The sequence below is a fragment of the Deinococcus metallilatus genome (assembly GCF_004758605.1).
GTDB lineage: Bacteria > Deinococcota > Deinococci > Deinococcales > Deinococcaceae > Deinococcus > Deinococcus metallilatus.
In genome coordinates this window covers 2,727,699-2,751,026 of the sequence record NZ_CP038512.1, presented here as the reverse complement: position 1 = coordinate 2,751,026, position 23,328 = coordinate 2,727,699, and the positions used below count along the sequence as shown (strand labels likewise).

The following is a 23,328-nucleotide window of genomic DNA, read 5'->3' as shown; positions in this document are numbered from 1 at the left end:
TGCTTCCAGGGGCCATGCCAGTAGAGGACGCGGAAACAAACGCTAGCGGTTACGGGGAGCGGGGGCAGTCTGGTGAAACCAGTTCGGGAAGGCCCCCCGGGAAGGCCGAGGACTTGCACCGCGCCCAGGCGCGAGGCGAGTGTTTACGCGGCAGCACGGCAGGCGTGCCCTCCAGACCTGCCGTTCGTGCGGCTCACCAGGGAGAGTCAGCCCCGCATCACCGCCATGCGCGTCCGCGCCTCCCAGGGACTTGAAGAGGCCATCGGCAGCCGGGATGAACGGCTGCGCGAAATCGCCGCGGAGCTGAAAGAGGCGAACAGAAAGGCGCGCTGACAGCCCAGGCGAGGGGAGGGCCACGGACACAGCGCCGCACACCCGGGAGCCTGAGCTGACCTGACTCCGCCAGCCTCCCGGGGTCAGTCCCCCATGGCCAGGGTTTCGCTGCGCCGCTGCGTCACCTGGCCTTCCAGCACCAGGAAGAGGAGGGCGGCGGCGAAGCCCAGTCCGGCGATCACCAGCCACATGGGCGTGGCGCCCGCCTGGGCCAGCAGAAAGCCGCCGAGCAGCGGTGCGATCAGCGTGGCGAGGCCGCTCATGCTGCCCACGAGGCCGATGTACGTGCCGCGCTGGGCGGGAGCCGCCAGTTCGCTGATGATGGTCTTGCTGATGCTGTAGGCCACGATTTCCCCCAGCGTCCAGACCACCACGGCCAGGACATGCAGGGCGAAGGTCTGTGCGACGGCGTGGATCAGGAAGCCCGTGCCGAGCAGCGCCGCGCCCGCGACCTGCCAGCGGGGATGGCTGGTCCGGCTGACGTGATGTCCGATGGGCAGGCCCAGCAGGATCACCAGCAAGCCGTTCACGCTGAGCACCTGCCCGTACTGCACGGCGGTGAAGCCCTGCTGCGCGAAGACCAGGGCGAGCAGCTTGTAACTCTGGTACGTGAGGCTGTAGAGCAGGCTGGCGACGCAGAATTGCCAGAGCAGGGAGTCGCGCGGGAGGAGGGAGGTCTTCTTGACGCTGCCGTGGGCACGTTTCGGCAGGCGGAAGAACAGCACCAGCAGGGCCGAGTAGATGAACATGGTGACCGCGTCGAGGTAGAACAGCAGCTTGAACGAGAATCTGGAGAGCCAGCCACCCAGGACCGGGGCAACCGACGCGCCGACGTTGATGGCCCAGTACATGAGGTTGTAGGCCCGGCTCCGCTGCGCGCCGCTGGTCATGTCCGCGACGGCGGTGCTGGCCGCGGGTTTGTACATGGCGGTGAACAGCGAGTACGCCAGGACCCCGGCGAACAGTTGCGGGAAGGTCCGGGCCTGCGCGAGCAGGAGCAGCATCAGCCCGCCCCCGATCAGGGCGAGCTTCATGGTGAAGCCGGTGCCGTAGCGGTCACTGAGGCTGCCGCCGAACCCTTCGGCGAAGAACCGCCCGACGCCCAGCGCGCTCAGGATGACACTGACCTGCGTGACGCTCATCTCCCGCTGGGCCGTGAGGTAGAAGCCCAGCAGCGGCACCACGAACTCCCCGATACGGTTGATCAGAGTGCCCACCCACAGCAGCCAGAAGTTGCGCGGGTAGGCGTGGTATAGCCTGGGCAGGAGGGTCAAGCCGCTTTCCCCGCCAGAGGAGCACCCCCAGGCTGCCCGCGCAGGCCCGCAAGGCTCAGCAGCACGGCCAGGAGCCCCAGCACGGCGGTGACCAGCAGCATGCCGGTTTCGCCGATCTGGGCACCCAGGGGCACGCCCAGGGCCGCGAGCCACTTCCCGAGGGTGAAGACCTGCCCGTTCACGGCGAGGTACGCGCCGCGCCGGTCCTCGGGGATCAGGTCGGCCAGCAGGGTCTGGCGGGTGGGCACATACAGCAGTTCCCCCACCGACAGCACCACACTTCCGGCAATCAACACGCCCAGGTGCACGCTGCCGTTCAGGACGGCGAACCCCCCCGCGAAGAGCAGAAAGCCCCAGGCCATCACCCGCTTCAGGTCACGGCCCTTCACCCAGTGGCTGATCGGGATGGTGAACGCGACGATCATGACGGTGTTGATGGCGGTGAGCAGGCTCATGGCCTTCACGCCGGTCAGCGGCAGGCCCAGGAAGGTCTGCGGGGCGAACGCCTGCACCAGATGCACGGGAATGAAGTTCTGCCGTCCGAATTCGATGCTCATCAGCAGCACGAAGCCCAGCAGGAAGAGGAGGTAGGCCCGGTCCCCGACCACCTGCGCGTAGCTGCCCAGCAGGGGACGCAGACCCACACGCTCACGGACTTCCGCAGCGCTGCGGCGCGGTCCCCCCAGCGTCTCGGTCATGAAGCGCCACGCGAGGAACAGCGTCAGGAACGACATACCCAGCAGCCCGGTGAGCAGGGCCGTGAAGTGATCCTGATACAGCCAGCCGCCCAGCAGCGTGCCGATCAGGAGACTGGCATTGATGGCCCAGTAGTTCACGGCGTACATGAAGGTGCGGCTTTCCGGCGTGCTGACGTCCACCAGCATGGCCTCGGCGGCAGGATTGATCAGCCCGTTGGCGACGTTGATGACCACCAGCGCGGCGAACGTCCACCACGCCAGCGGCAGCCACAGGTTGGCCAGCAGCAGGGCGGCGAACGCCAGCACCTTCAGAACCTCCCCCACAAGGAGCGTGCGGCGGCGGCCCCAGGCGTCCGCCAGCCCACCGCCGTACAGCCCGGCCATGAACTGCACACCCACCAGCAGCATCAGGAGCAGCCCGGCCAGGCCCGCCCCAAGGCGCTGCGTGAAGTAGATCGCCATGAAGGGGAAGATCGCCCCGCCCACCATGCGTGTGAGAAACGAGTTGATGATGCGGACCTTGACGTTCGGGTGCAGCGTTCCCCACATGCCCGCCAGTCTGCGGGAGGGCAAAAGAGGAAAAAAGGCCCAGAATGCAGGGGCGATGACCCCTTTTCCGCGTGACCCCCGACCGGACTGGCCGTACCTGACATTGCGCGCGGCCCTGCTGGCGCGGGATGGCGAGCAGCCCGTCTACCCCGTCACGCAGGCGGAACTGACGGCGTGGTGGGCGTGCAGCGACAAGACCGCCAAACGGCAGGTGACCCGCTTGCAGGAGGAGCGAAAGTTGACCTACACGCCGGGGCGCGGACGCGGGCACACGTCACGGGTGGCGTTCAGCGGCGACACGAGGCGTGAACTGGATACGCTGACGGCCAGCCTGGCGCGGGATGGGGCGGCGGGGGACCTGGCGCGGCTCTCCCGTCTGCCGTTCCCCCGGGCTTGGGTGATGACGGACGCGGTTCGGGGCGTGTTCGGGCTGAGCGAGTCGCCGTCCGGCACGGATCGCCTGCGGACCGTCATGTTCCGGGCGTTTACCAGCCTCGATCCCATTACGGCCCACGCCGCCACCGAGGCCCACCTGCTGGCCCAGGTCCTCGATCCGCTCACGCGCTTCGACGCAGACACGGGCAGGCTGGAACCACACCTGGCGCACCACTGGAATGTGTCGGCGGATGGGCTGACGTGGACGTTCCACCTGCGTAAGGGGGTGTCGTTTCATCACGGGCGCACGCTGGATGCCGGGGACGTGCTGTTCACGCTGGAGCGGCTGCGGCAGGGAGCCGAGTGGCTGTTGCCGGGGGTCCAGGCCATCACGTCCGACCATCCGTTCCGGGTGCAGGTCCACCTGGTGCGCCCGGACGCCTTCCTGCCACGGCGGCTGGCCGACTCCCACGCCCTCATCCTCCCACGCGACGTGCCCTTCGATGAGCGGCATCTGGTAGGTACCGGTGCGTTCCGCTGGACCTCGTTGCCGGATGGCGTGCGCCTCACCGCCTTCGACGCACATTTCGCGGGCCGTCCCCTGATCGACGAGGTGGAACTGTACCGGGTCGGTCCGCTGGCGAACGAACCCACCCTGCACGTGGACGGGGCGGCCCCGGAAACCGTCACGAACTGGCAGGAAGAGATTGGCGTGCATTTCCTGATCTGGAACGCGGGCCAGCGCGCCGCGCAGAATTCTGCCCTCCGCGCCGCCGTGTTTGAGTTGCATGACATCCGGCGGTACTGGCGGGAGGCCCATCTCCCCTGGCCGCTGCTGATAGCGCAGTCCTTCTACCCGCGCCGCTCGAAGGCGCGCTCGCCCCGCTACCACGATCTGGAACGTGCCCGCTCTTTGCTCGTGCAGGCCGGGTACGACGGGCCGCCGCTGCGCCTGTGGGTGCTGAACCGCACCGATGCCGTGCAGGAGGCCGACTGGCTGGTGCGGCAGGCGGCACAGGTGGGCCTGCCCATCGAGCCGCGCCCCTACGAACTGCACGATGCCCTGGACAGGGCATCACCCGCCGACCTGGTGATGATGGGGGAGGTCAGCGGCCCGGACGAGCACCTGTCCTTCTGGACAGCGATGAAGCAACCTGAACTGCTGTTCCGCACCCTGCTCCCCGAACCGCTGCTGGCGGAGATTGACGCCGAACTGGACAGCTACCGCACCGCCGATACCTTCGCGGAGCGCGAGGCGATCATCGACCGGGTGGAAGACCTCCTGCTGGGAGGGCACCATATTCACCTCACGCATCACCGCGTCAAGCAGCGCACCATTCATCCGCTGATCCGGGACGTGCTGCCCGATTCGTACGGACGCATCAACTTCCGCAAGCTGTGGATTGGGGATGGCCTGCCCCTCCGGCCTGAGCAGGCACGACGGCAGCAGGAGGAACTTCCAGAGATGGACAGAGAGCGGCCCTGCCAGGGCGTTGCTGCCGAATCACAGCCTTCTCTCCCGGTGAACGACGAATCCCGTTGAGGCTCACGTACAGTAAGGCGTGACCATCACCAACGAACGTGACCTCAAGGGGATGCAATGCGCTGGACGTGTTGTTGCGGATACCCTCCAGGCTCTCAAAGCGGCTGTTGAGCCGGGGGTTACCCCAGCCCAACTCGACGTCCTCGCGGGTGAGGTCTTCGGGCGGCACGGGGCGACCTCCGCGCCCCGTCAGGTGTATGGTGCCCCGGTCAACGTCTTCGTCAGCGTCAACGACGCTATCGTTCATGGCCTGCCTACCCAGAGGCCCCTCCAACCCGGAGATGTGGTCAAGCTGGACGTCACGCCCTTCGTGGACGGTTACGTGGCTGACGCGGCGATCACCGTTGTGGTGCCCCCAGCCTCGCCCCTCGCCTTGCGACTGATCGAATGCGCTGAAGCGGCCTTCAAGGCAGCCATGCAAGTGGCCCGAGCGGGCAGACCGGTCAACGTCATTGGACGAGCGGTCGAAGCGGAAGTGACTCGGCGCGGCTTCTCGCTGCTGCGGGAATTGCAGGGGCACAGCGTGGGGCGCACGATCCACGAAGCACCTGACGTGCCGAATTTCTACCACCCGGCCAACAGGGCCCTGCTGCGCGAAGGGATGGTCATTGCCGTGGAACCGATGGTTTCCAGCGGCAAAGCCCGGCGCACCCGGACCCGCAGTGATGGCTGGACGATCTCCACCCGTGACGGTGGTTTGGCGGCCCATTACGAGCACACCGTCATGATTACCAGGGGACAGCCGCTCATCCTGACGGCCTGACCTCGACAGCATAAAAAGCGAGGTAGCTGCTGGCTGGGCTCCGTCACATGGCTGGCAACCCGCCGATGATGGTGCGCCCTGCCCGGTTCCGCTCACGGTAGACAGCACGGTCAAAATTCAGAGCTGGCGCTTGGAGCAAGCATCCTATGGAAGCCAGGGCGACACAAATTCAGATGGCCGGGGCGGTCGCCCACTTTGATGATCCGGAGGACGTGCTGAACGGATAAAAAGGGGGATATGTCGGTTTGGCGCTCCAGTACTGCTGCGAAACCGGTACAGAGAGCGGCTGTCCCCGCGTACCCAGCGCCCATACCCCGCCCGCGATTAACGTGGCACTGCCCGCTGTCACGAAGATCACGGCCATCACCAGGAAGTCAGTAGGACACTGAGGCACATTTTCCACCCTTGAGGCGCAGCGGCAAAAAGAAAAACCCGCTCTAGGAGCGGGCATTTTGGGTTCTGGAGCCAGGGGTCGGATTTGAACCGACGACCTACTGATTACGAATCAGTTGCTCTACCGCTGAGCTACACTGGCAGGTCCGGATGCGGCAGCCCCCGTTGGGGTGAAAATACTGCACGCACAAGGGTAGACGATGGGTCAGCTCTTGTCAAACCCGAGCAGGCCAGGGGTTTTGGGGCGGCGTGTCTGGCGCTGGCGGTTGTCCTGGCCTCCACCAGCCTCCCGCGTGCTAGATTGGCGTTTGCCGCCGTGAGGGGTGGGGGTCAACCCTGGCTGCTCCGTGCGGGACTCCATAACAAGAGAGGGACCACATGATCGACAAGCAACAGACCATCCAGACCTACGCCAAGAGCGCCAATGACACCGGCAGCACCGCCGTGCAGGTCGCGCTGCTCACTGAACGCATCAACAACCTCTCGCGTCACCTGACCGAGAACAAGAAGGACAAGCACGGCCAGCGCGGCCTCCAGCTCCTCAACGGCCAGCGCCGCCGCCTGCTGAAGTACCTGGAGCGCACCAACTACGACGAGTACATTGCCCTGACCGACCGCCTCAGCATCCGCCGCGGCCAGCGCATCGTCCGCTGAGCCCCGCTCTTCTTCACGCCGCCCTGGCCCTGCCGGGGCGGTTTTGTTGTTCCTAACGGTCGCCGGTTCGGGGGCGCTGGCGGTCGGGCACGCTCCGCCAGTCACCCCCCGGTACCGGAATGACCCCGGGGCGGGGCAGGCGCGCGCTCCTGGCATACACGTACACCCAGGTGGGCAGAGACTCGCCGCCTTCCAGCGTCACCGTCACGCGCTGGCGGGTGTACAGCGGCGGTGTCTCATGGACGCCCTCCAGCGCGTCGAGGAAGGGGAGGGCGCGGTCCCAGTCCCCCTCGGCGTAGGTCAGGACGTACCCCTGGACCGAGTCGTCCGGTTCGCCGGGCAGAACCCCAGGATACCCTTCCGGAAGGAGGTGCAGCAGCCGGAAGCCCGCGAGACGGGCGGGGGCGGCCTGGAAGGTTCCGCCCTGCGCGGCCACGTCCGCGTTCCGTTCGCCGGGCATCAGCGTGCTGTACACGAACACGCGGGTCAGCGGGAAGTCGCTCATAAGCTCAGGCTACCGCCCGGATCAGAGGCGCGTCCCCCGGGGCTGGTGGTAGTACACGCGCCCCACGATGGTCGCCTCCTCGGGCCGGACCGGGGGATGGTCGGGGTTGTCGCTGGTGAGCCAGACGTGTTCGCCGTAGTGCCGCAGCCGCTTGACGGTCAGGCCCAGGCCCGGCACGTGCAGCACGTAGACCCGGCCCTCGCGCAGGTCGAGGTCGCCGGGGTCCACGTAGATGCGGTCACCGGGCCGGATGCCGCCGCCGCCCGGCTCGGTCATGGACTGCCCCTGCACCTCCAGCACCAGCATGCCGGGCCGGTGTTCGCGGGCGGGCACCAGTTCAATGTCGATCACGCTGCCGGGGTCCTCGGAGAGGGGCAGGCCCGCCGTCGCCAGCGCCCGTACCGGCACGCGCACCAGTTCGAGGGAGGCCAGCGCGTCCCCCTCGCCGCCCGCCGGGGAGAAAAGGGGCAGGCCCGTCCGCGCGGCCCACTCGCTCGCACTGATCTCCAGCGCGCGGCGCAGGGCGTCCTGGCGGGCAGGGGTCAGGGCCGAGAGGGGCCGGGTGCCGCGTTCCAGTCGGCTGAGATACGGCTGCGTCACGCTGCCCGCCTCGCCCCCCTGCGCGGCGGTGCGGCGGGCGACCTCGTCCTGCCGCAGCCCGAGCGCCACGCGCCGCGCGCGCAGCCAGAGGGCCAGTTCGGGGAGTGCGGGCGGGTCAGGCGTCATGACAGGAGTGTAAAGGGCGGCTCCAGCCCAGACTGGAATCGAAAGGCTTGACGGTATGACTACAGTCATGTTATGCTGTAAACATATTCGCCCGGCTTTCCTTCATCCATGCCGCCGCCCGTGCCGAGGGGGCTGTCCGCCCTTTGCTCCATCCCCCGCTGACCTTTTCCGAGAGGAGGCCTCCATGTCCGATCCCGCCACCCTTCCCGGCCTGCTCCCCCTGCTCGCCAGCGCCTTTGGCTCGGGGGCCGTGACGCAACTCGCGCGGCAGCTCGCGCGGTCCACACCGCCGCGGGTCCGGGTGGTAATCGCGCTGGCCACCGCGGCGGGGATCGCGGCGCTGACGGTGACGGCGCTGCTGACCGTGTTCATGCGGCCCGCCCCGGCCCCCGCGCTGCTGCTGGCCGCCGCCTGCGTCACCGGCTGGAGCGGCCCCGGGATCCTGACGCGGCTCGGGACGCTGCTGGAACGCAAACTCGGCCTGCCCGGCGACCTCACGCGCGAGTGGCCCAGGAACGAAACGCGCCGCACAGACCCGGGCCGCGCGGACGGGCAGACTGAAGCATGAACGCCATTCGGTTGACGGCGCTGCGCGGCCTGTCCCTCACTCTCGCGCTGCTGCTCGGCCCCGGGGCGGCAGTCGCCCAGACGGCGACTCCGACCCCCGCGCCCGCGCAGCAGCAGGCGGCGGCACCTAAGCCCCTGAGCACGGCCGAGACGGCGGCCCTGCGCGCCCTGTACCAGAAACTTCGTCCCGCCACCCTGCGGATCGAGGACTGCCCGCCGAACGATTGCAGCGAACCGGACGGCGTCGGCACGGCCTTCCTGATCGGTGACGGCTACGCGCTGACCGCCTACCACGTGGTCTTCGAAGCCAAGAACCTCAGCGCGGTGACGCTCGACAAGAAGCGGTACAACGTGAACGTGGTGGGCTACGACGAGCAGGCGGACCTGGCCCTGCTGCGGGTGAATGTCCCCGCCGGGACGCCCTCCATGCCGCTCGCCGCCGCGCGGCCTGCCGTGGGTGACTCCGTGCTCGCCATCGGCAATGGCGACGGCAATTTCCTGACGCTCAAGACGGGCCGCCTCACCGGCCTCAACTCCGACGCGGGCCGGGCGGACTTCCCCCCCGGCACCCTGGAACTGAACGCCCAACTCGTGCCCGGGGACAGCGGCGGCCCGATCATCAACGCGCGGGGCGAGGTCGTCGGGGTGGTGAGTTATATCAGCGTGGCGATGGCGCCCGCGCTCGCCAGCCGCATCACCGCCTACGCGGTGCCGGTCAACCAGACGGACGTGAAACTCGCCGATCTGCGCAAAGGGGTCAAGCGGGACGCGCCAGTTATCGGGATCGGCTTCGACGGTCGCCTGGACTTCGCCTTCGCGCTCCCGGCCGAGGCGTTCCCCGAACTCAGCAAGGCCCTCGACCTGGGGACTACGCCGGGGGCTTTCTTCACGAGCGTCTCGCCCGGCAGCCCCGCCGCCCGGGCAGGCCTGCAACCCCTCGACTACAGCGCCGACGGCAAACGGACCGCTGGCGACATCGTCACCGCCGTCAACGGCCAGCGCATCTTCAACTTCTCCGACTTCCAGTACGCGGTGCGCCGCTATCAGCCCGGTCAGACCATCACCCTCAGTGTCCTGCGGAGCGGCAAGCCGCTGGAGATCAAACTGACCCTCGCGCCCCACACCCAGATTCGCAACTGAGGTCCGGCCTCCCCTGATTCTGTCTCACAACGAATAATTCCAAAGGATTAAGCCTAAGAGGACTTGACAATTCTGCTAAAAACAGAACAATACGAGACATGGACACGCTGCTGAAAAAAGCGGGCGCGATGCTCGGCCACCTCGACCTGTTCACCCACATGCTGCATCTGCGCGGCCTGCTGCAACTCGCCGCCCACATGGAAGAACGGGGCGACCGGGTGACGCTGATCTCGCCCGAGATGATCACCCTGGTCGGCGCGGAGATGACCAGCGAGGCCCGCGTGACCACCAGCAAGGGCGCGGCGGTCGAGGCGGGCAACGCCTACAGCGTCCTGCGGACCCTCAAGGGCCACGATGCCCCCGAATACGCCGTCACCCGCGAGGAACTCAAGGCGCTGAACGCCCGCGCCGTCGCGGAACTGGAAGCCAGTGACGCGATGCGGGCCTTTGGGGAGACGCTGGCCCGCATCGGTGTCCCGGTCACGGGCAGCACCGCGCCCGTTGAGGCGGTGGCCGAACGTCCGGCACGCAACCGCCGTGCGCCCGAAGGCGAAGGGGCGAGCGAGCAGCCTGCCGCGTAAAGCTTCGCACTTTTGCATCACGCTTCCCGGTGGGGGGCGTGATGTTTTTTGGGGTGGGGCGGTGACGTGTCCGGCGCCGGGCCTGCGGGGCGAGGCTCGCTTCCCCCCCTTCCGCTCTCAAGTCTCCGGCCCCGACTGGCGCCAGTACGTGGGCGTTTCCGTGGCGGGCAGGAGGGGCAGTCTGTCCCGTCCTGCGCGTTCGGCCAGCGCCTCCGCTTCCCGTCTGGCGCGGTCCTGGCCCAGCCAGGCGGTCCAGTAGGCACGCAGGGTGTCCGTCACGAGGGGGGTGGGGACGCTGTCAGCCCCGTTCAGCGGGTGATACAGCAGGTCGAGGTCGGTGAGCGGACCCCCGTTCGGGCCGCCTACGGGCTGCCAGTAGGGCACGTCCACCGTGCGGTAGCCCAGGCCGTGCAGCGCCCGGCGGCGCGCGAGTGGGTCCGTCCCCGTGCGGGCCTCCGCCTCACGGTCGGCGGCGTCCTGTCTGCCCGCGAAGACGCTGTCCGCGAAGAGGCCCGCCAGGCCCCGGGCGCGCACCTCCTCCAGCCGCGCCGCGTGCAGGGCGTGCCCGATCCCCCGGCCCCGCGCTTCAGGGGCGACGGCCAGAAAGGAACTGAAGGCCGCCTGGGGCAGCAGGTGAAAGACCGTGCCGCCCAGCACCCGGCCCGCCCCGTCTTCCGCGACCAGGAGGCGGTCCTCGCGCGGTCCCCGGCTTCCGCCCGCCACGAGATGCGGGAAGACGGATGGGGGAATCAGCATGTCGGGAGCGTAATAGCTTTCTTCCTGAATCTGCCCGAAGGCGGCCAGGGCCGGATCATGGGGGTTGGTGACGCGGCGAACGGTCACGGTCATGGGGCCACCGTAGCGCCCGTTCGGCGGGCCAACCGTGAGGGCGGCGGGAAGGGGGCGGTATCCTGAGCCCTATGACTGCGCCCGACTCTCCCTCCCACACGGCTCCTTCCAGCACGGGCGGGGGCACGGAGACTTCCCCCGGCCCCCGCGTGGCCCCCAACTTCATCACCGAGATCGTGGAACGTGACCTGTCCTCCGGCAAGTACCCGCAGGTCGTGACGCGCTTTCCGCCGGAGCCGAACGGGTACCTGCACCTGGGGCATACCTTCGCGTCCTTCCTCGACTTTCAGACCGCCGTGCAGTACGGGGGCCGCTACCACCTGCGCCTCGACGACACCAACCCCGAAGGCGAGAGCATGGAGTTCGCGCAGGGCATTCAGGACGACCTCGCCTGGCTGGGCTGGGACTGGGACGGGAACCTCTTCTACGCCTCGGACAACTTCGAAAGGTATTACGAGTACGCCGAGCGGCTCATCGAGCTGGGCCAGGCCTACGTGGACAGCGTGAGCGGCGAGGAGATGGCCCGGCTGCGCGGCGACGCGACCACCCCCGGCACGCCCAGCCCCTACCGTGACCGCAGCGTGGAGGAGAACCTCGACCTCTTCCGCCGGATGCGCGCGGGCGAGTTCGGTGACGGGGCGCACGTCCTGCGCGCCAAGATCGACCTCGCCAGCCCCAACATGAAGCTGCGCGACCCGGTGCTCTACCGCATCCTGCGCGCCGACCACTACCGCGCCGGGGACCAGTGGTGCATCTACCCGATGTACGACTTCCAGCATCCCCTTCAGGATGCGCTGGAAGGCGTGACCCATTCCATGTGCAGCCTGGAATTCGTGGACAACCGCGCGATCTACGACTGGCTGATGGAAACGCTGAACTTCACGCCGCGCCCCCACCAGTACGAGTTCGGGCGGCGCAGCCTGGAATACACCGTCGTGTCCAAGCGCAAGCTGCGGAAGCTGGTGAAAGAAGGCGTGGTGTCCGGGTGGGACGACCCCCGGATGCCCACCCTGCGCGCCCAGCGGCGGCTCGGCGTGACCCCGGAGGCGATTCTCGCCTTCGCCTCCCAGATCGGCGTGAGCCGCACCAACCGCACGGTCGATATCAGCGTGTACGAGAACGCCGTGCGCAACGACCTCAACTGGCGGGCGCCGCGCGTGATGGCCGTGCTGGACCCGGTGCGCGTGGTGATCGGGAATCTCCCGGAAGGGGAGACGCGCACCTTCTCCCTCCCGTACTGGCCGCATGACGTGATCCGCGAGTCCCCCGACGGTCTGATGGCCTTGCCGACGGGCGAGCGCGTGCCCCCCGAGCAGGCCGTGCGCGACGTGCCCCTCACCCGCGAGCTGTACATCGAGCGCGAGGACTTCAGCCTCGATCCGCCCAAGGGCTACAAGCGCCTGACCAGAGGCGGCACCGTGCGGCTGCGCGGCGCGGGCATCCTCCGCGCGGACGAGGTGGAGACGGACGAGGCCGGGAACGTCACGACCATCCACGCGACCTTGCTGGGCGAGGACGCGAAGGCCGCCGGGGTCATTCACTGGGTCAGCGCCGAATCCGCCCTCCCCGCCGAGTTCCGCCTCTACGACCGCCTCTTCCGCGTGCCGAATCCCGAAGGGGACAACCCCGACGACATCGCCCCCGACTTCGACCCCGAACGTATGGGCCACGAGAACGAGGCCGTTCCGGTGGATACTGGGTTCCTGCGGTACCTCAACCCGCACAGCCTGCGCGTCACGCACGGGTTCGTGGAACCCAGCGTGGCGTCCGACCCTGAAGGCACCCGTTACCAGTTCGAGCGACAGGGCTACTTCTGGCGTGATCCCAAGGACAGCCGCGAGGACGCGCTGGTATTCGGGCGGATCATCACGCTGAAGGACACCTGGGCGAAGGAGACGCAGAAGGCCGAAGGCCGGGAGCCGAGAGCCGAAAAGCCGAAGCCCAGAGCGGAGGCTCCACAAGCCACAAGCCACAAGCCACAAGCTGCCTCTCTTACCCCCGAGCAGGAGGCCGAGGTCGCCCGCCTCACCGCGCAGGGCGCCTCGGAGGGAGACGCGCGGACGCTGGCGCGGGATGAGGTGCTGGGGGCTTTCTTCGCCGGGGCGCAGGCCGGGGAACACGCCGCCCAGGTGGCCGCGTGGACGGTGAATGACCTCGCCCCCGGTCTGCGCTCAGGGGAGAGCCGCGTGTCGGCCGCCGACCTGCCCGCGCTGGCCGCGCTGCTGGCCGAGGGGCAGATCAGCACCCGGATCGCCCGGGATGTCCTCGCCCGCGCCGCAGAATCGGGTGAGGCTCCCGCCGCCATCGTCGAACGCGAGGGCCTGCGCGTGGTCACCGACACCGGAGCCATCGAGGCGGCCATCCGCGAAGTCATGGCCGCCAACCCCGACAAGGTGGAGGCGTACCGGGGCGGCAAGACGGGCCTCCTGGGCTTCTTCACCGGTCAGGTGATGCGGGCGACGGGGGGGAAGGCGGACCCGAAGGTGGTGGCGGAGCGGCTGGGGGCAGCATTGAACGGGTGAAGCGGGCTGGAACGCTCATCCCGCCTGACGGTGGGCCAGGACAAGCCGGGCGGACGGCTTGTCGATGATCACCTCATGCGGCTGCGGCTGATGGTTCGCGCCGTGTGGGTAGACCTTGACCAGGAGGTTGTCCGCCGTCGTCCCCTGCCAGTCCTGACCCTTCTGAATGGGAACGGGTCGGCCATGCCCGGCGTAGTCCCCGCGCATCAGCACCATTTGCACCGAGCAGATGCCGTGCCCGACCAGCAGGTGTCCTTCCCGGCGGAACGCGATCAATTCGTGGTCCTGCGGTTCCCCACCGAGGTGCAGGGGAAGAATCAACTGTCCATCGGGGGCCAGTTGCTCCCTCCATGCGGGAGGAAGGTCCCAGGCCCCGACGGTCGCCACGATCCGGTCGTACGGGGCACCTGCTGGGAAGCCGTGTCCGCCGTCACCGTGAACCACCTGGACGTTCCTGTATTCCGCCAGCCGTCCCCGCGCCGCTTCCACCAGAGGCGCTTCGATGTCCACGGTCACCACCTGTCCGTGTTCACCGACCAGATGGGCCATCAGGGCCGCGTTATAGCCACTGCCAGCGCCGATTTCCAGCACCCGCTGTCCCGGGGCCAGGCGGCAGGCTTCGAGCATCAGCCCGACCACGGTCGGTTGCGAAATGGTGGCGGGCGCGTCCGGCGTCGTTTCCGGGAGGAGCCAGGCCTGGTCGGCGTACGCCTCCTCCGGCGAAAGCCAGGGGGTGAACAGGTGGCGTGGGACTGCCCGCAAGGCGGCTTCCACGTTGGCTGAGTGGACGACACCGCGCTCCACCAGGCCAGCGACGAGAGCTTTACGCAGGGCGGCCGCCTGGTCCTGGGAGGGCATAGTCAGACCGTACCATCTGACGAAAATATCCGGAACGGTTCAGCCACACCCGTCACGAAGCCGCGCCGCTGAGTGCCAGCCCTCGCGGCTAATTCAGCATCCGCCCGCTCCTCTGCCCCATCATCGCCTCGGCCTTTTTCAGGTGGTCTTGCAGGGTGCCGTGCCAGTCGTCGCTCTCGGGCGTGTATTCCAGGGCCTGCTGGGCGTGGGCATAGGCGGCGGCGGGATCGCGGAACCCCTGCTGGGCCATTACGTCGGCGGCCATCTGGTGCCCGGTGATCCAGTCGCGGCTTTGCGGGGCGGCCTCGCGCACCACCCGCTCGTAGTGGTCGAGCGCCTCGTCAAGGTGGTAGTAGTCGAGCGCCACGCTGCCCAGCACCAGGCTGGCGGGCACCACCGCCCCCTGCGCGAGCGCCTGCTCGGCGGTCTGCTGCGCTTCCTGCAAGCGGCCCAGGCGGTAGTCGCACTCGGCGAGGTCGGCCAGCACCTCCGGCTGGTAGGGGTAGTCGGGGTCGGCCAGGGCCGCCTCCAGCCGCTCGCGCGCCTCCACCGGGCGGTCGAGGTCCAGCAGCGCCACCCCCAGTTCGTGCTGCGCGTAGGGCCGGTCGGCGTCAGTGGCGAGGGACAGCGCCCGCTCGAAGTGCCGCAGCGCCTCCTCCGGCTGCCCCAGGTGGGTCATCACCTGGCCCCAGACCAGCGCGACGCCGTAACTGGGGTCGCCGTGGGCGCGTTCCAGCCGGTCGGCCTCGCGGATGGCGGCCAGGGCCTCGTCCGGCTGGCCGAGGTTGAGGCGGGCCTGCGCCTGGAGATAGTGCCAGGTCGCCAGATTCAGGCCCTCGTCCGGGTCGTGGCCGTGGTAGAGGGCGCGGGCCTGGGCCAGCGCCTGCTGCGCCTCACCCGGCTGCCCGAGTTGCAGCAGCAGCGCCGCCTGCTCCTGAAGCATCACCGCGCGGTTGAGGCCCTGGGCGTGGTGGGCCGCCTCCGCGTACAGGTGCGCGGCCTCCTGGGCATGGCCGAGCTGCTCCTCGCTGTCGGCCTGCCAGCTCCGCAGCCGCCACCGCAGGTGTTCGGGCAGCTCGCTGAGCGGCAGATGCACGTCGAGCGCGGCCTGGGGCTGTTCGGCCAGCGCCAGGGCTGCCAGCGCGTGATAGCGGGCGACCGGGTCGGCGGCCTCCCGCAGCGCGGGCGGGGGAGGCGCAGCGTCGGGGCCGCGCGTGCGGGCGTCGAGTTCGGCGCTCAGGGCGAGATACAGCGGGTCTTCACGCAGGCCGGGGTCGAGCGTCCGCGCTTCACGCAGGGCCGAGCCGACATCGGCGGCCGCGGCGTCTCCGTACAGCGCGTGAACGCTGGCGAGGTGCAGCGCGATGCGGGCGCGCTCCGGCTTCCTGGCTTCCTGCATGGCGGCGTCCAGCACGCCAAACGCCGTGTCGTAGTCGTCACTGGCGAGCGCCGTGCAAGCCTGCTGCCAGGTGGTGGCGACATCGATCATCACCCCTCAGAATAGCGCGGGGGGCACGGGGGCATCCTGCTTTCGGCGTCAGTCTCGCCGGGCTACCGCAAAGTCGGGTTTTTGGAAGCCCTGCCCGGTTCAACCCCTCAGTCAGCGTTGCTGACAGCTCCCCAGGGGGGGAGCCAGGGACGCCGTTTGCCCTCCAGGAAGCTCAATCTGTTGCCTCCCTTTGAACGCTCGATGTGCATTACAGGCCGGGCGGGCAGGGCGCGCAAAACCGTTTTTCTCGTCTGGCACGAGGGCAAGTGTTGCTTGCCACCCCCCTCCCCAGCCCTCCCCCGCAAGGGGAGAGGGAGTAAAAGCCCACCCCAGACAACAAGTTTCTATTGCGCATCAAGCGTTTTAAGGGGAGGTGGCCCGCAGGGCCGGACTCGCAGAGCTGCATAGCAGAGAGGTTCAACCGGGGCTGTGCAGACCCGGCGGCTTTGCGGCTGCCCTGCGTCCGTCTCGCTGCCAGGTCGCCGCCGCCTCCCCGGCCAGACCCGAACTGGCCGAACCTGAAGTTTCTGTGTGATGCCGACTACGCCTACACATCTTGAGTCTGATACACTCAAGTCCGGTGGGGCGGGGACCGTTCCACCGATCCCCCAACCAGCATTTCTCCCCCGGAGGACCACACTTGAGGCGGCTCAATCCCTGGCTGATCGTCCTGTTCGTTCTGGCGCTGTTCCTGATGTTTTCTCAGGCACCCATGAGCGGGCGGGCCAGTGTCAATTACAACGAGTTCAAGAACCTGCTCACGCAGGGCAAGATCGAGCGGGTCGTGGTGCAGGAGGGTCAGGCGAACGTGACCCTCAAGAACCCGACCACCGTTCCCGTGATCGGCGCGCCCCAGCCGCGCGAGGTCAACAGCTTCACCGTGCGCCTGCCCAGCAACCAGGCCACCCCCGACAGCAGCCTGATCAACCAACTGGAAACCCAGGGCGTCAACTACCGCTTTGAGGCCCCCAGCCAGTGGCTCGGCATCCTGCTGAACTTCCTGCCCATCATCCTCCTGATCGGCATGATGTACTTCTTCTTCATGCGGGCGCAGGGCGGCCAGAACGGCGTGATGCAGTTCGGGCAGTCGCGCGCCAAGAAATACGGCAAGGAAAACCGTGTCCAGACCAAGTTCACCGACGTGGCGGGCCATGAAGAGGCCAAACGCGAACTGATCGAGGTCGTGGACTTCCTGAAGAATCCCGGCAAGTACCACCAGATCGGCGCGGAGATTCCCAAGGGCGTGCTGCTGGTCGGCCCTCCCGGCACCGGCAAGACGCTGCTGGCGCGCGCCATCGCGGGTGAGGCCGACGTGCCCTTCTTCTCGGTAAGCGCCTCGGAGTTCATGGAGATGTTCGTCGGCGTCGGGGCCAGCCGCGTGCGCGCGCTGTTCGAGGACGCCCGCAAGAGTGCGCCCGCCATCATGTTCATCGACGAGATCGACTCCATCGGGCGCAAGCGTGGCGCGGGCATCGGCGGCGGCCACGACGAGCGCGAGCAGACCCTCAACCAGATCCTCTCCGAGATGGACGGCTTCGACAAGACCAGTTCCGTGATCGTGCTGGGCGCGACCAACCGGCCCGACGTGCTCGACCCGGCGCTGCTGCGCCCCGGCCGCTTCGACCGCCAGGTGACCATCGACCTCCCCAACCTCAAGGAGCGCGAGGCCATCCTGAAAGTCCACCTGCGCAACAAGCCGCTGGCCTCCGGCGTGGACGTGCCCGAGATCGCCCGCAGCACGCCCTATTTCAGCGGCGCCGACCTCAAGAACGTGACCAACGAGGCCGCGCTGGAAGCTGCCCGCCTGGGCAAGACCCAGATCGACATGAGCGACTTCTACCGCGCGCTGGACAAGATCACGCTGGGCCTGGAAAACAGCTCACTGACCATCAGCGCCCAGGAGCGCCGGGCCATCGCCTACCACGAGGCCGGGCACGCCGTCACCGCCGCCGTGATCCCCGGCAGCGACAAGCTCCAGAAGGTCAGCATCATCCCGCGTGGCCGGGCGCTGGGCGCCGCCTTCTACCTGCCGGAAGAGCAGGTCCTGATGAGCGAGGAGCGCCTGGAAAACCAGCTGGTCGTCTCGCTGGGGGGCCGCGCCGCCGAGGAGGTCTTTATGGGCAGCGTGACCAGCGGGGCCGCCGACGACTTCCGCAAGGCCACCAACATCGCCCGCAAGATGGTGCTGGAGTGGGGCATGGGCGAGAACTTCAAGAACATGGCCCTGACCACCGATTCCGGCCCGGTCTTCCTGGGTGAGGACATGGCCAAGCCCAAGGCCTTCAGCGAACACACCTCGCAACTGGTGGACGAGGACGTGAAGCGCATCCTGCACCGCGCCTACGAGCGGGCCAAGAGCCTGGTCACCGAGTACGCGCAGGCCATGCACGAGGTCGCGGACGCGCTGCTCTCGCAGGAGCTCATCACTGGGGACGTGGTGCGCGAGGCCGTGGCGCGGGTGGGCGGTGCGGGCAACCCCCAGGCGCTGACGCACCCGACCGCGTAAAGCGTTCATTCACAGAAGCGGGCCTCCCGGCTGGGAGGCCCGTCTTCTTGTGGTTTCTGGCGGTGTTGCACGCTTTGCCCGGCAGTACCCTGAACCATGACCGGACCCGACGCCCAGCCTGATTCCCCGGCGGCCCCCCTCACCCGCGGCAAGGCCTACACGGGCGAAGGCGTGACCGTGTATTTCGACGCGGCCCGCTGCATCCATGTCGCCAACTGCGTGCGGGGTCTGCCGCAGGTCTTCCGCCCCAGGGAGCGGCCCTGGGTGCAGGCCTGGAACGCGCCCGCCGAGCAGGTGGCGGCGGTGGTGCGGACCTGCCCGACCGGGGCACTCCACTACGTGCTGGAGGGCGGCCCCGCCGAGACGCCCGACCAGCCCACCACCGTCACGCCCGTGACGGACGGTCCCCTCAACATTCGCGGCGACCTCGTCATCAAGACGCCAGGGGGGGAGATGCGTGAGGTCCGCGCGGCGCTGTGCCGCTGCGGGGCGAGCCACAACAAGCCCTTCTGCGACGGCACCCACGCCAAGATCGGCTGGAGCAGTGCCGATGTGGGGGGCGGGGGAGAGGCGCCCCGCAGCCAGCGTGGCGACGACCGGCCCGGCGAGGGCCAGCGGGCGGACGGGGCGCAGACGCTGGAGGAGAAGTGAGTCAGCCCTCCCCCGCGCGCACCTCTTCCAGAATCTCGTCGGGGGTGAGTTGCAGCAGTTCGGGGTCGTGGACCATGCCGCGCTCGGCGCGCAGTTCCTGCAACACCGCGTCGAGTTTGGCGTGCAGCTCGCGGGTGTCCTCGTTCTGGGCGTTCTGAATCAGAAAGACCATCAGGAAGGTGACGATGGTGGTGCCGGTGTTGATCACCAGTTGCCAGGCGTCCGAGAAGTGAAACAGCGGCCCGGTGACGGCCCACACCAGGATCGCCAGCAGCGCCAGCGTGAACGAGGAGGCCGTGCCGGTGAAGTCCGCGATGCGCCGCGAGAAGCTCTGGAACCGGGCCTCCAGGCGGTGGCGGCGTGGAAAGGTGGTTGTCCGTGGCACGTTCATACGGCACCTCCTGTTCCCGATTCTGTGCCCTGACGTGGCCGGGAAAAGAGCGGCGTTGCCAATTCTGCTGGTGGGCCGTCTTTCGTCAGCCCGCTGGAGCCTGCGCCGGGAACCTCAAGCCCAGGTGAAACGGGCGGGGCCAGAGCCTGTACCTTGAGGCATGACCGCTGCCCTGAACGTTCCCGACCTGATCCGCAAGAAACGCGACGGCGAGGTGCACACCCGCGCCGAACTCGAAGCCCTGGTGCTGGGCTACACGCGCGGCGAGGTGCCCGACTACCAGATCAGCGCCTGGCTGATGGCCGTGTATCTGCGGGGCATGACGCCGCAGGAAACGGCCGACCTGACGCGGGTGATGGCCGAAAGCGGCGAGCAGCTCGACCTGGCCGGGTTGCCGCGCACGGTGGACAAGCACTCGACGGGCGGTGTGGGCGACAAGACCAGCCTGATCCTCACACCGATGCTGGCGGCGCTGGGCCTCACCGTCGCCAAGATGAGCGGACGTGGCCTGGCGCACACCGGCGGCACCATCGACAAGCTCGAAAGTTTCCCCGGCTGGACCCCCGAGCTGTCCGAGGAGCAGTTTCTCGCCCAGGCCCGCGAGATCGGCCTCGCGCTGGTGGGGCAGTCCAGGGACCTCGCGCCCGCCGACGGCAAGCTGTACGCGCTGCGCGACGTGACGGCAACCGTGGATTGCCTGCCCCTGATCGCCAGCAGCATCATGAGCAAGAAACTCGCTTCGGGCGCGCATACAGTCGTGCTGGACGTGAAGGTTGGCGCCGGGGCCTTCATGCGGACGCTGGACGATGGCCGCGCCCTGGCCCGCGCGATGGTGGACATCGGCACGCGGGCCTCTCGATTGGTGCGGGCCGTGCTGACCGATATGGACACGCCGCTGGGCCATATGGCCGGAAACAGTCTGGAGGTGCAGGAGGCCCTCGCCACCCTGCGCGGTGAGGGTCCCGCCGACCTCACCGAACTGTGCGTGGCGCTGGCGGTGGAGGCGCTGGCGGCCTACGGGGAGGACGAGGGGCAGGCCGAAGCCCGTGCCCGCGCGACTCTGCGAGACGGCTCGGCATTGGCGAAATTCCGCGCCTTCGTCGCCGCGCAGGGGGGAGACGCGACGCTGGTGGATCACCCCGAACGGCTGGACGTGGCCCCGGGCCGCGCCGAGGTGACGGCTCCTTCCTCCGGCTTCGTGGAACGGGTGGACGCTCTGGCGGTGGGCCGCGCCGTCCTCGCGCTGGGCGGCGGGCGCGAACGCAAGGGCGAGCCGATTGACCACGGCGTCGGCGTGGAACTGCTCAAAAAACCCGGCGAGGCGGTGCAGGCGGGCCAGGCCGTGCTGCGCCTGTACCACAGAGGCGGCCGGGGGCTGGGCGCGGCACGCAGCTTGCTGGAAGCGGGCCTCAGCGTGAGCGAGACGCCCCCCTCCCCGGAGCCGCTGATTCTGGACCGGGTGAACTGAGAGGCCTGCGTAAATGTTCCCGTAACCCACCGTCTCTCATAAAGGGCATCAGGGTGTTACCCTCGGGTCATGCGGACAATCGTCCTGATCATCATCGTCGTTCTTGCCGTGCTGTTCGCGATTCTGAACCGGCACGCGCTGATGTTCGGACACACCCTGAATCTGGGCTTCGCCACCTACCAGAACGTGCCGCTGGGCCTGATCCTGCTGCTGACGGCGCTGGTGCTGGCGCTGGTCTTCTACTTCTGGGCGGGGGTTGCGGGCCTGCGGGCACAGGCGGACAGCGCGCGGCTGCTGCGCGACATGGAGGCGCTGCGGGTGAACCTCGACAGCCAGGAAAGCAGCCGCTTCGCGCAGCTCCAGTCCTATATCGACGAGCGGTTCAACGTGCTGGGGAGCGGGGCGGCGACCCCAGGCCATGCCGAACTGGACGCCCTGAATGCCCGCATCGATGCCCTCCAGCGCGACATGAACGTGCAACTGGCGCAGATCGACGATTACCTCAAGCGCCGCCTGGGGTGAGGCTCCTCCTTTGACCCCCAGCCGCGCTGCTTGCACCCGGTCCAGGTCCTGCCGCCGTACTCGTCTGGACTTCGGCCTCTAGAATGACCCGGGAAGCCGTTCTGTCCCGCAGGAGGAGTGAAGCGTATGGCGCTCGACCGTTTTTTCCGCAGACGCCGCCCGCAGCCGCAGGCGGGGACCGATCTGCCGGACCTCTGGACCCAGTGCCCCCAGTGCAAGCAGGGGCTGTACAACCGTGACCTCGAAGCGAGCAGCTTCGTCTGCCCCAAGTGCGGGCACCATTTCCGCCTCGACGCGGGGCAGCGTCTGGACGTGCTGCTGGACGAGGGGTCGTTCCGGCAGCAGTCGGGCCGCATTCACCCGACCGACCCGCTGGACTTTCAGGACACCGAACCCTACCCGGACCGGCTGGCCCGTGCCCAGAAAAAGACGGGTCGCCCCGACGCGATCCTGACCGGCACCGGCACCATCGAGGGGATTCCGGTGACCGTCGCGGCGATGGATTTCGCCTTCAGTGGCGGCAGCATGGGCAGCGTGGTCGGGGAGGAGATCGCCCGCGCCGCCGAACGGGCCGCCGAGGCGGGGACGCCCCTCGTGCTGGTCGCGGCGAGTGGCGGGGCCAGGATGCAGGAGAGTGCGCTCTCGCTGATGCAGATGGCGAAGACGACCGTCGCGCTGGAAGGCCTCGCCGCCAGGGGCCTGCCCTACGTCAGCATCCTCAGCGACCCGACGACCGGGGGCGTGACCGCCTCCTTCGCCACCATCGCGGACGTGATCATCGCGGAGCCGGGGGCCTTGATCGGCTTTGCCGGGCCGCGCGTCATTCAGCAGACCATCCGCCAGCACCTCCCCGAGGGGTTCCAGCGGGCGGAGTTCCTGCTCTCGCACGGCATGGTGGATGACGTGGTGGACCGCCGCGAGCACCGCGCCTACCTCTCGCGGCTGCTGGGCGTGCTGACCCGGCGGGAGGTGAGCGCGTGACCACCGACACGCTGAGCAAGCTCGAAGAGCGGGTGCGCGACCTGGAGGCCACCGCCCGCGAAACCGGGCAGAACCTCGACGCGGCCCTGACGCCCCTCAAGGCCGAGGTGGAGCGCCTGCGGGCCGAGCGCAGCGCCAACCTGTCCCGCTGGGACCGGGTGCAGCTCGCCCGCACGGCGGGACGGCCGACCGCCCTCGATTACGTCGAGCGGCTGTGCACCGACTTCACTGAGCTGCACGGCGACCGGGCTTACGGCGACGACCCCGCGCTGATCGGCGGCCCGGCACGCTGGCAGGGCACGCCCGTCATGCTGCTGCTCCAGCAGAAGGGCCGCGACACCAAGAGCAAGATCAAGCGCCGCTTCGGCAGCGCCAACCCCGAGGGCTACCGCAAGGCCGTGCGCCTGATGGACCTGGCCGACCGCTTCGGGCTGCCGGTCGTCGCGCTGATCGACACCCAGGGCGCCTACCCCGGCATCGAGGCCGAGGAGCGCGGCCAGGGCTGGGCGATTGCCGAGAGCATCCAGCGCATGGTGCGCCTGCGGGTGCCCGCCGTCTGCGCCGTGATCGGGGAGGGCGGCTCGGGCGGCGCGCTCGCCATCGGCGTGGGGAACCGGGTGCTGATTCAGGAGAACGCCTGGTACTCGGTGATCTCGCCCGAGGGCGCCGCCAGCATCATCTGGAAGGACGCGGGCAAGGCCCCCGAGGCCGCCGAGGCGCTCAAGCTCACCGCCCCCGATCTGCTGGACCTCGGCATTGTGGAGGAAGTCATCCCCGAGCCGGTTGGCGGCGCCCACCTGGACGTGGACGCCGCCGCCCGGGCGCTGGGCGAGGCGGTCAGCCGGAATCTCGCGGACCTCGCCGGGCTGGACGGCGACGAGTTGCGGGCGCAGCGGGCCGAGCGGTTCCGGGGGCTGGGGGCCTATAGCGAAGTGTAGAAATGGGCCGGGCGGAGGTGGAGGGACGGGGGGCACATAACCCCTGACCCTC

General features: G+C 68.6%; 21 protein-coding genes and 1 tRNA gene. 13 read left to right on the top strand and 9 right to left on the bottom strand.

Features of this window, described 5'->3' with window-relative positions; all coding sequences use genetic code 11:
* Nucleotides 1–416: 416 nt before the first annotated feature.
* Together E5F05_RS19460 and E5F05_RS19455 are read right to left on the bottom strand one after the other, a co-directional pair.
* The gene (locus E5F05_RS19460; RefSeq protein ID WP_129120298.1) at nucleotides 417–1,607 is read right to left on the bottom strand and encodes an MFS transporter; all 1,191 of its coding nucleotides are present in this window, start codon (nucleotides 1,605–1,607) and stop codon (nucleotides 417–419) included.
* Nucleotides 1,604–2,854, bottom strand: a complete 1,251-nt coding sequence (locus E5F05_RS19455) for an MDR family MFS transporter (RefSeq protein WP_129120297.1) — start codon at nucleotides 2,852–2,854, stop codon at nucleotides 1,604–1,606. Before E5F05_RS19455 ends, E5F05_RS19460 begins: the two co-directional genes overlap by 4 nt.
* 55 nt (nucleotides 2,855–2,909) lie before the next feature.
* Between E5F05_RS19455 and E5F05_RS19450 the strand changes: the two genes are divergently transcribed.
* Together E5F05_RS19450 and map are read left to right on the top strand one after the other, a co-directional pair.
* Nucleotides 2,910–4,772, top strand: coding sequence for an ABC transporter substrate-binding protein (locus tag E5F05_RS19450; protein WP_129120296.1), 1,863 nt, complete (start codon nucleotides 2,910–2,912; stop codon nucleotides 4,770–4,772).
* A 19-nt stretch (nucleotides 4,773–4,791) separates the two neighbouring features.
* A complete protein-coding gene (map, locus tag E5F05_RS19445) occupies nucleotides 4,792–5,535 on the top strand; it encodes a type I methionyl aminopeptidase (RefSeq protein ID WP_129120295.1) in 744 nt (247 codons plus the stop codon).
* 460 nt (nucleotides 5,536–5,995) lie between these two features.
* Here map and E5F05_RS19440 read toward each other — a convergent pair.
* Nucleotides 5,996–6,070 (bottom strand) — tRNA-Thr (locus E5F05_RS19440).
* A gap of 236 nt (nucleotides 6,071–6,306) precedes the next feature.
* On the opposite strand from E5F05_RS19440, the gene rpsO reads away from it, so the two are divergent.
* On the top strand, nucleotides 6,307–6,582 hold the full coding sequence (gene rpsO, locus E5F05_RS19435) for a 30S ribosomal protein S15 (protein ID WP_129120294.1): 276 nt from the start codon (nucleotides 6,307–6,309) through the stop codon (nucleotides 6,580–6,582).
* Nucleotides 6,583–6,634: 52 nt separating this feature from the next.
* Here rpsO and E5F05_RS19430 read toward each other — a convergent pair whose 3' ends face one another.
* Nucleotides 6,635–7,087: a gamma-glutamylcyclotransferase family protein gene (locus E5F05_RS19430; protein ID WP_129120293.1), complete on the bottom strand. Its 453-nt coding sequence runs from the start codon at nucleotides 7,085–7,087 to the stop codon at nucleotides 6,635–6,637.
* A 21-nt stretch (nucleotides 7,088–7,108) separates the two neighbouring features.
* A complete protein-coding gene (locus E5F05_RS19425) occupies nucleotides 7,109–7,813 on the bottom strand; it encodes an XRE family transcriptional regulator (protein WP_129120292.1) in 705 nt (234 codons plus the stop codon).
* A gap of 184 nt (nucleotides 7,814–7,997) precedes the next feature.
* Between E5F05_RS19425 and E5F05_RS19420 the strand changes: the two genes are divergently transcribed.
* The 3 genes from E5F05_RS19420 (at nucleotide 7,998) to E5F05_RS19410 (ending at nucleotide 10,101) form a co-directional block, all read left to right on the top strand.
* Nucleotides 7,998–8,381, top strand: a complete 384-nt coding sequence (locus tag E5F05_RS19420; protein ID WP_129120291.1) for a hypothetical protein — start codon at nucleotides 7,998–8,000, stop codon at nucleotides 8,379–8,381.
* The gene (locus E5F05_RS19415) at nucleotides 8,378–9,520 is read left to right on the top strand and encodes a S1C family serine protease (protein ID WP_129120290.1); all 1,143 of its coding nucleotides are present in this window, start codon (nucleotides 8,378–8,380) and stop codon (nucleotides 9,518–9,520) included. Before E5F05_RS19420 ends, E5F05_RS19415 begins: the two co-directional genes overlap by 4 nt.
* A gap of 98 nt (nucleotides 9,521–9,618) precedes the next feature.
* Nucleotides 9,619–10,101 (top strand): multidrug DMT transporter, encoded by a 483-nt coding sequence (locus tag E5F05_RS19410; RefSeq protein ID WP_129120289.1) that lies wholly within the window; start codon nucleotides 9,619–9,621, stop codon nucleotides 10,099–10,101.
* 117 nt (nucleotides 10,102–10,218) lie between these two features.
* On the opposite strand, the gene E5F05_RS19405 is transcribed toward E5F05_RS19410, so the two are convergent.
* Entirely contained in the window at nucleotides 10,219–10,950 is a 732-nt protein-coding gene (locus tag E5F05_RS19405) for a GNAT family N-acetyltransferase (protein ID WP_129120288.1), read from the bottom strand.
* Nucleotides 10,951–11,021: 71 nt separating this feature from the next.
* Here E5F05_RS19405 and E5F05_RS19400 point away from each other — a divergent pair, with 71 nt between their 5' ends.
* Nucleotides 11,022–13,472 carry a glutamine--tRNA ligase/YqeY domain fusion protein gene (locus E5F05_RS19400; RefSeq protein ID WP_129120287.1) on the top strand — a complete coding sequence of 817 codons (2,451 nt, stop codon included), beginning with the start codon at nucleotides 11,022–11,024 and terminating at the stop codon, nucleotides 13,470–13,472.
* Between the two features lie 15 nt (nucleotides 13,473–13,487).
* Here E5F05_RS19400 and E5F05_RS19395 read toward each other — a convergent pair whose 3' ends face one another.
* Together E5F05_RS19395 and E5F05_RS19390 are read right to left on the bottom strand one after the other, a co-directional pair.
* Nucleotides 13,488–14,330, bottom strand: coding sequence for a protein-L-isoaspartate O-methyltransferase family protein (locus tag E5F05_RS19395; RefSeq protein WP_129120286.1), 843 nt, complete (start codon nucleotides 14,328–14,330; stop codon nucleotides 13,488–13,490).
* An 88-nt stretch (nucleotides 14,331–14,418) separates the two neighbouring features.
* The gene (locus E5F05_RS19390; protein ID WP_164973563.1) at nucleotides 14,419–15,819 is read right to left on the bottom strand and encodes a tetratricopeptide repeat protein; all 1,401 of its coding nucleotides are present in this window, start codon (nucleotides 15,817–15,819) and stop codon (nucleotides 14,419–14,421) included.
* Nucleotides 15,820–16,459: 640 nt separating this feature from the next.
* Between E5F05_RS19390 and ftsH the strand changes: the two genes are divergently transcribed.
* Entirely contained in the window at nucleotides 16,460–18,325 is a 1,866-nt protein-coding gene (ftsH, locus tag E5F05_RS19385) for an ATP-dependent zinc metalloprotease FtsH (RefSeq protein WP_129120285.1), read from the top strand.
* Between the two features lie 96 nt (nucleotides 18,326–18,421).
* Entirely contained in the window at nucleotides 18,422–18,976 is a 555-nt protein-coding gene (locus tag E5F05_RS19380) for a (4Fe-4S)-binding protein (RefSeq protein ID WP_129120284.1), read from the top strand.
* Between the two features lies 1 nt (nucleotide 18,977).
* On the opposite strand, the gene E5F05_RS19375 is transcribed toward E5F05_RS19380, so the two are convergent.
* Complete coding sequence (locus tag E5F05_RS19375; protein WP_171029511.1) at nucleotides 18,978–19,367, bottom strand: low affinity iron permease family protein; 390 nt, start codon at nucleotides 19,365–19,367, stop codon at nucleotides 18,978–18,980.
* Nucleotides 19,368–19,527: 160 nt separating this feature from the next.
* Between E5F05_RS19375 and E5F05_RS19370 the strand changes: the two genes are divergently transcribed.
* From E5F05_RS19370 to E5F05_RS19355, 4 genes are all read left to right on the top strand, one after another.
* Nucleotides 19,528–20,835, top strand: coding sequence for a thymidine phosphorylase (locus tag E5F05_RS19370; RefSeq protein WP_129120283.1), 1,308 nt, complete (start codon nucleotides 19,528–19,530; stop codon nucleotides 20,833–20,835).
* 69 nt (nucleotides 20,836–20,904) lie between these two features.
* The gene (locus tag E5F05_RS19365) at nucleotides 20,905–21,357 is read left to right on the top strand and encodes a LapA family protein (protein ID WP_129120282.1); all 453 of its coding nucleotides are present in this window, start codon (nucleotides 20,905–20,907) and stop codon (nucleotides 21,355–21,357) included.
* 126 nt (nucleotides 21,358–21,483) lie between these two features.
* Nucleotides 21,484–22,338, top strand: coding sequence for an acetyl-CoA carboxylase, carboxyltransferase subunit beta (gene accD, locus E5F05_RS19360; protein ID WP_129120281.1), 855 nt, complete (start codon nucleotides 21,484–21,486; stop codon nucleotides 22,336–22,338).
* Nucleotides 22,335–23,276: an acetyl-CoA carboxylase carboxyltransferase subunit alpha gene (locus E5F05_RS19355; protein ID WP_129120280.1), complete on the top strand. Its 942-nt coding sequence runs from the start codon at nucleotides 22,335–22,337 to the stop codon at nucleotides 23,274–23,276. Before accD ends, E5F05_RS19355 begins: the two co-directional genes overlap by 4 nt.
* Nucleotides 23,277–23,328: the final 52 nt, after the last annotated feature.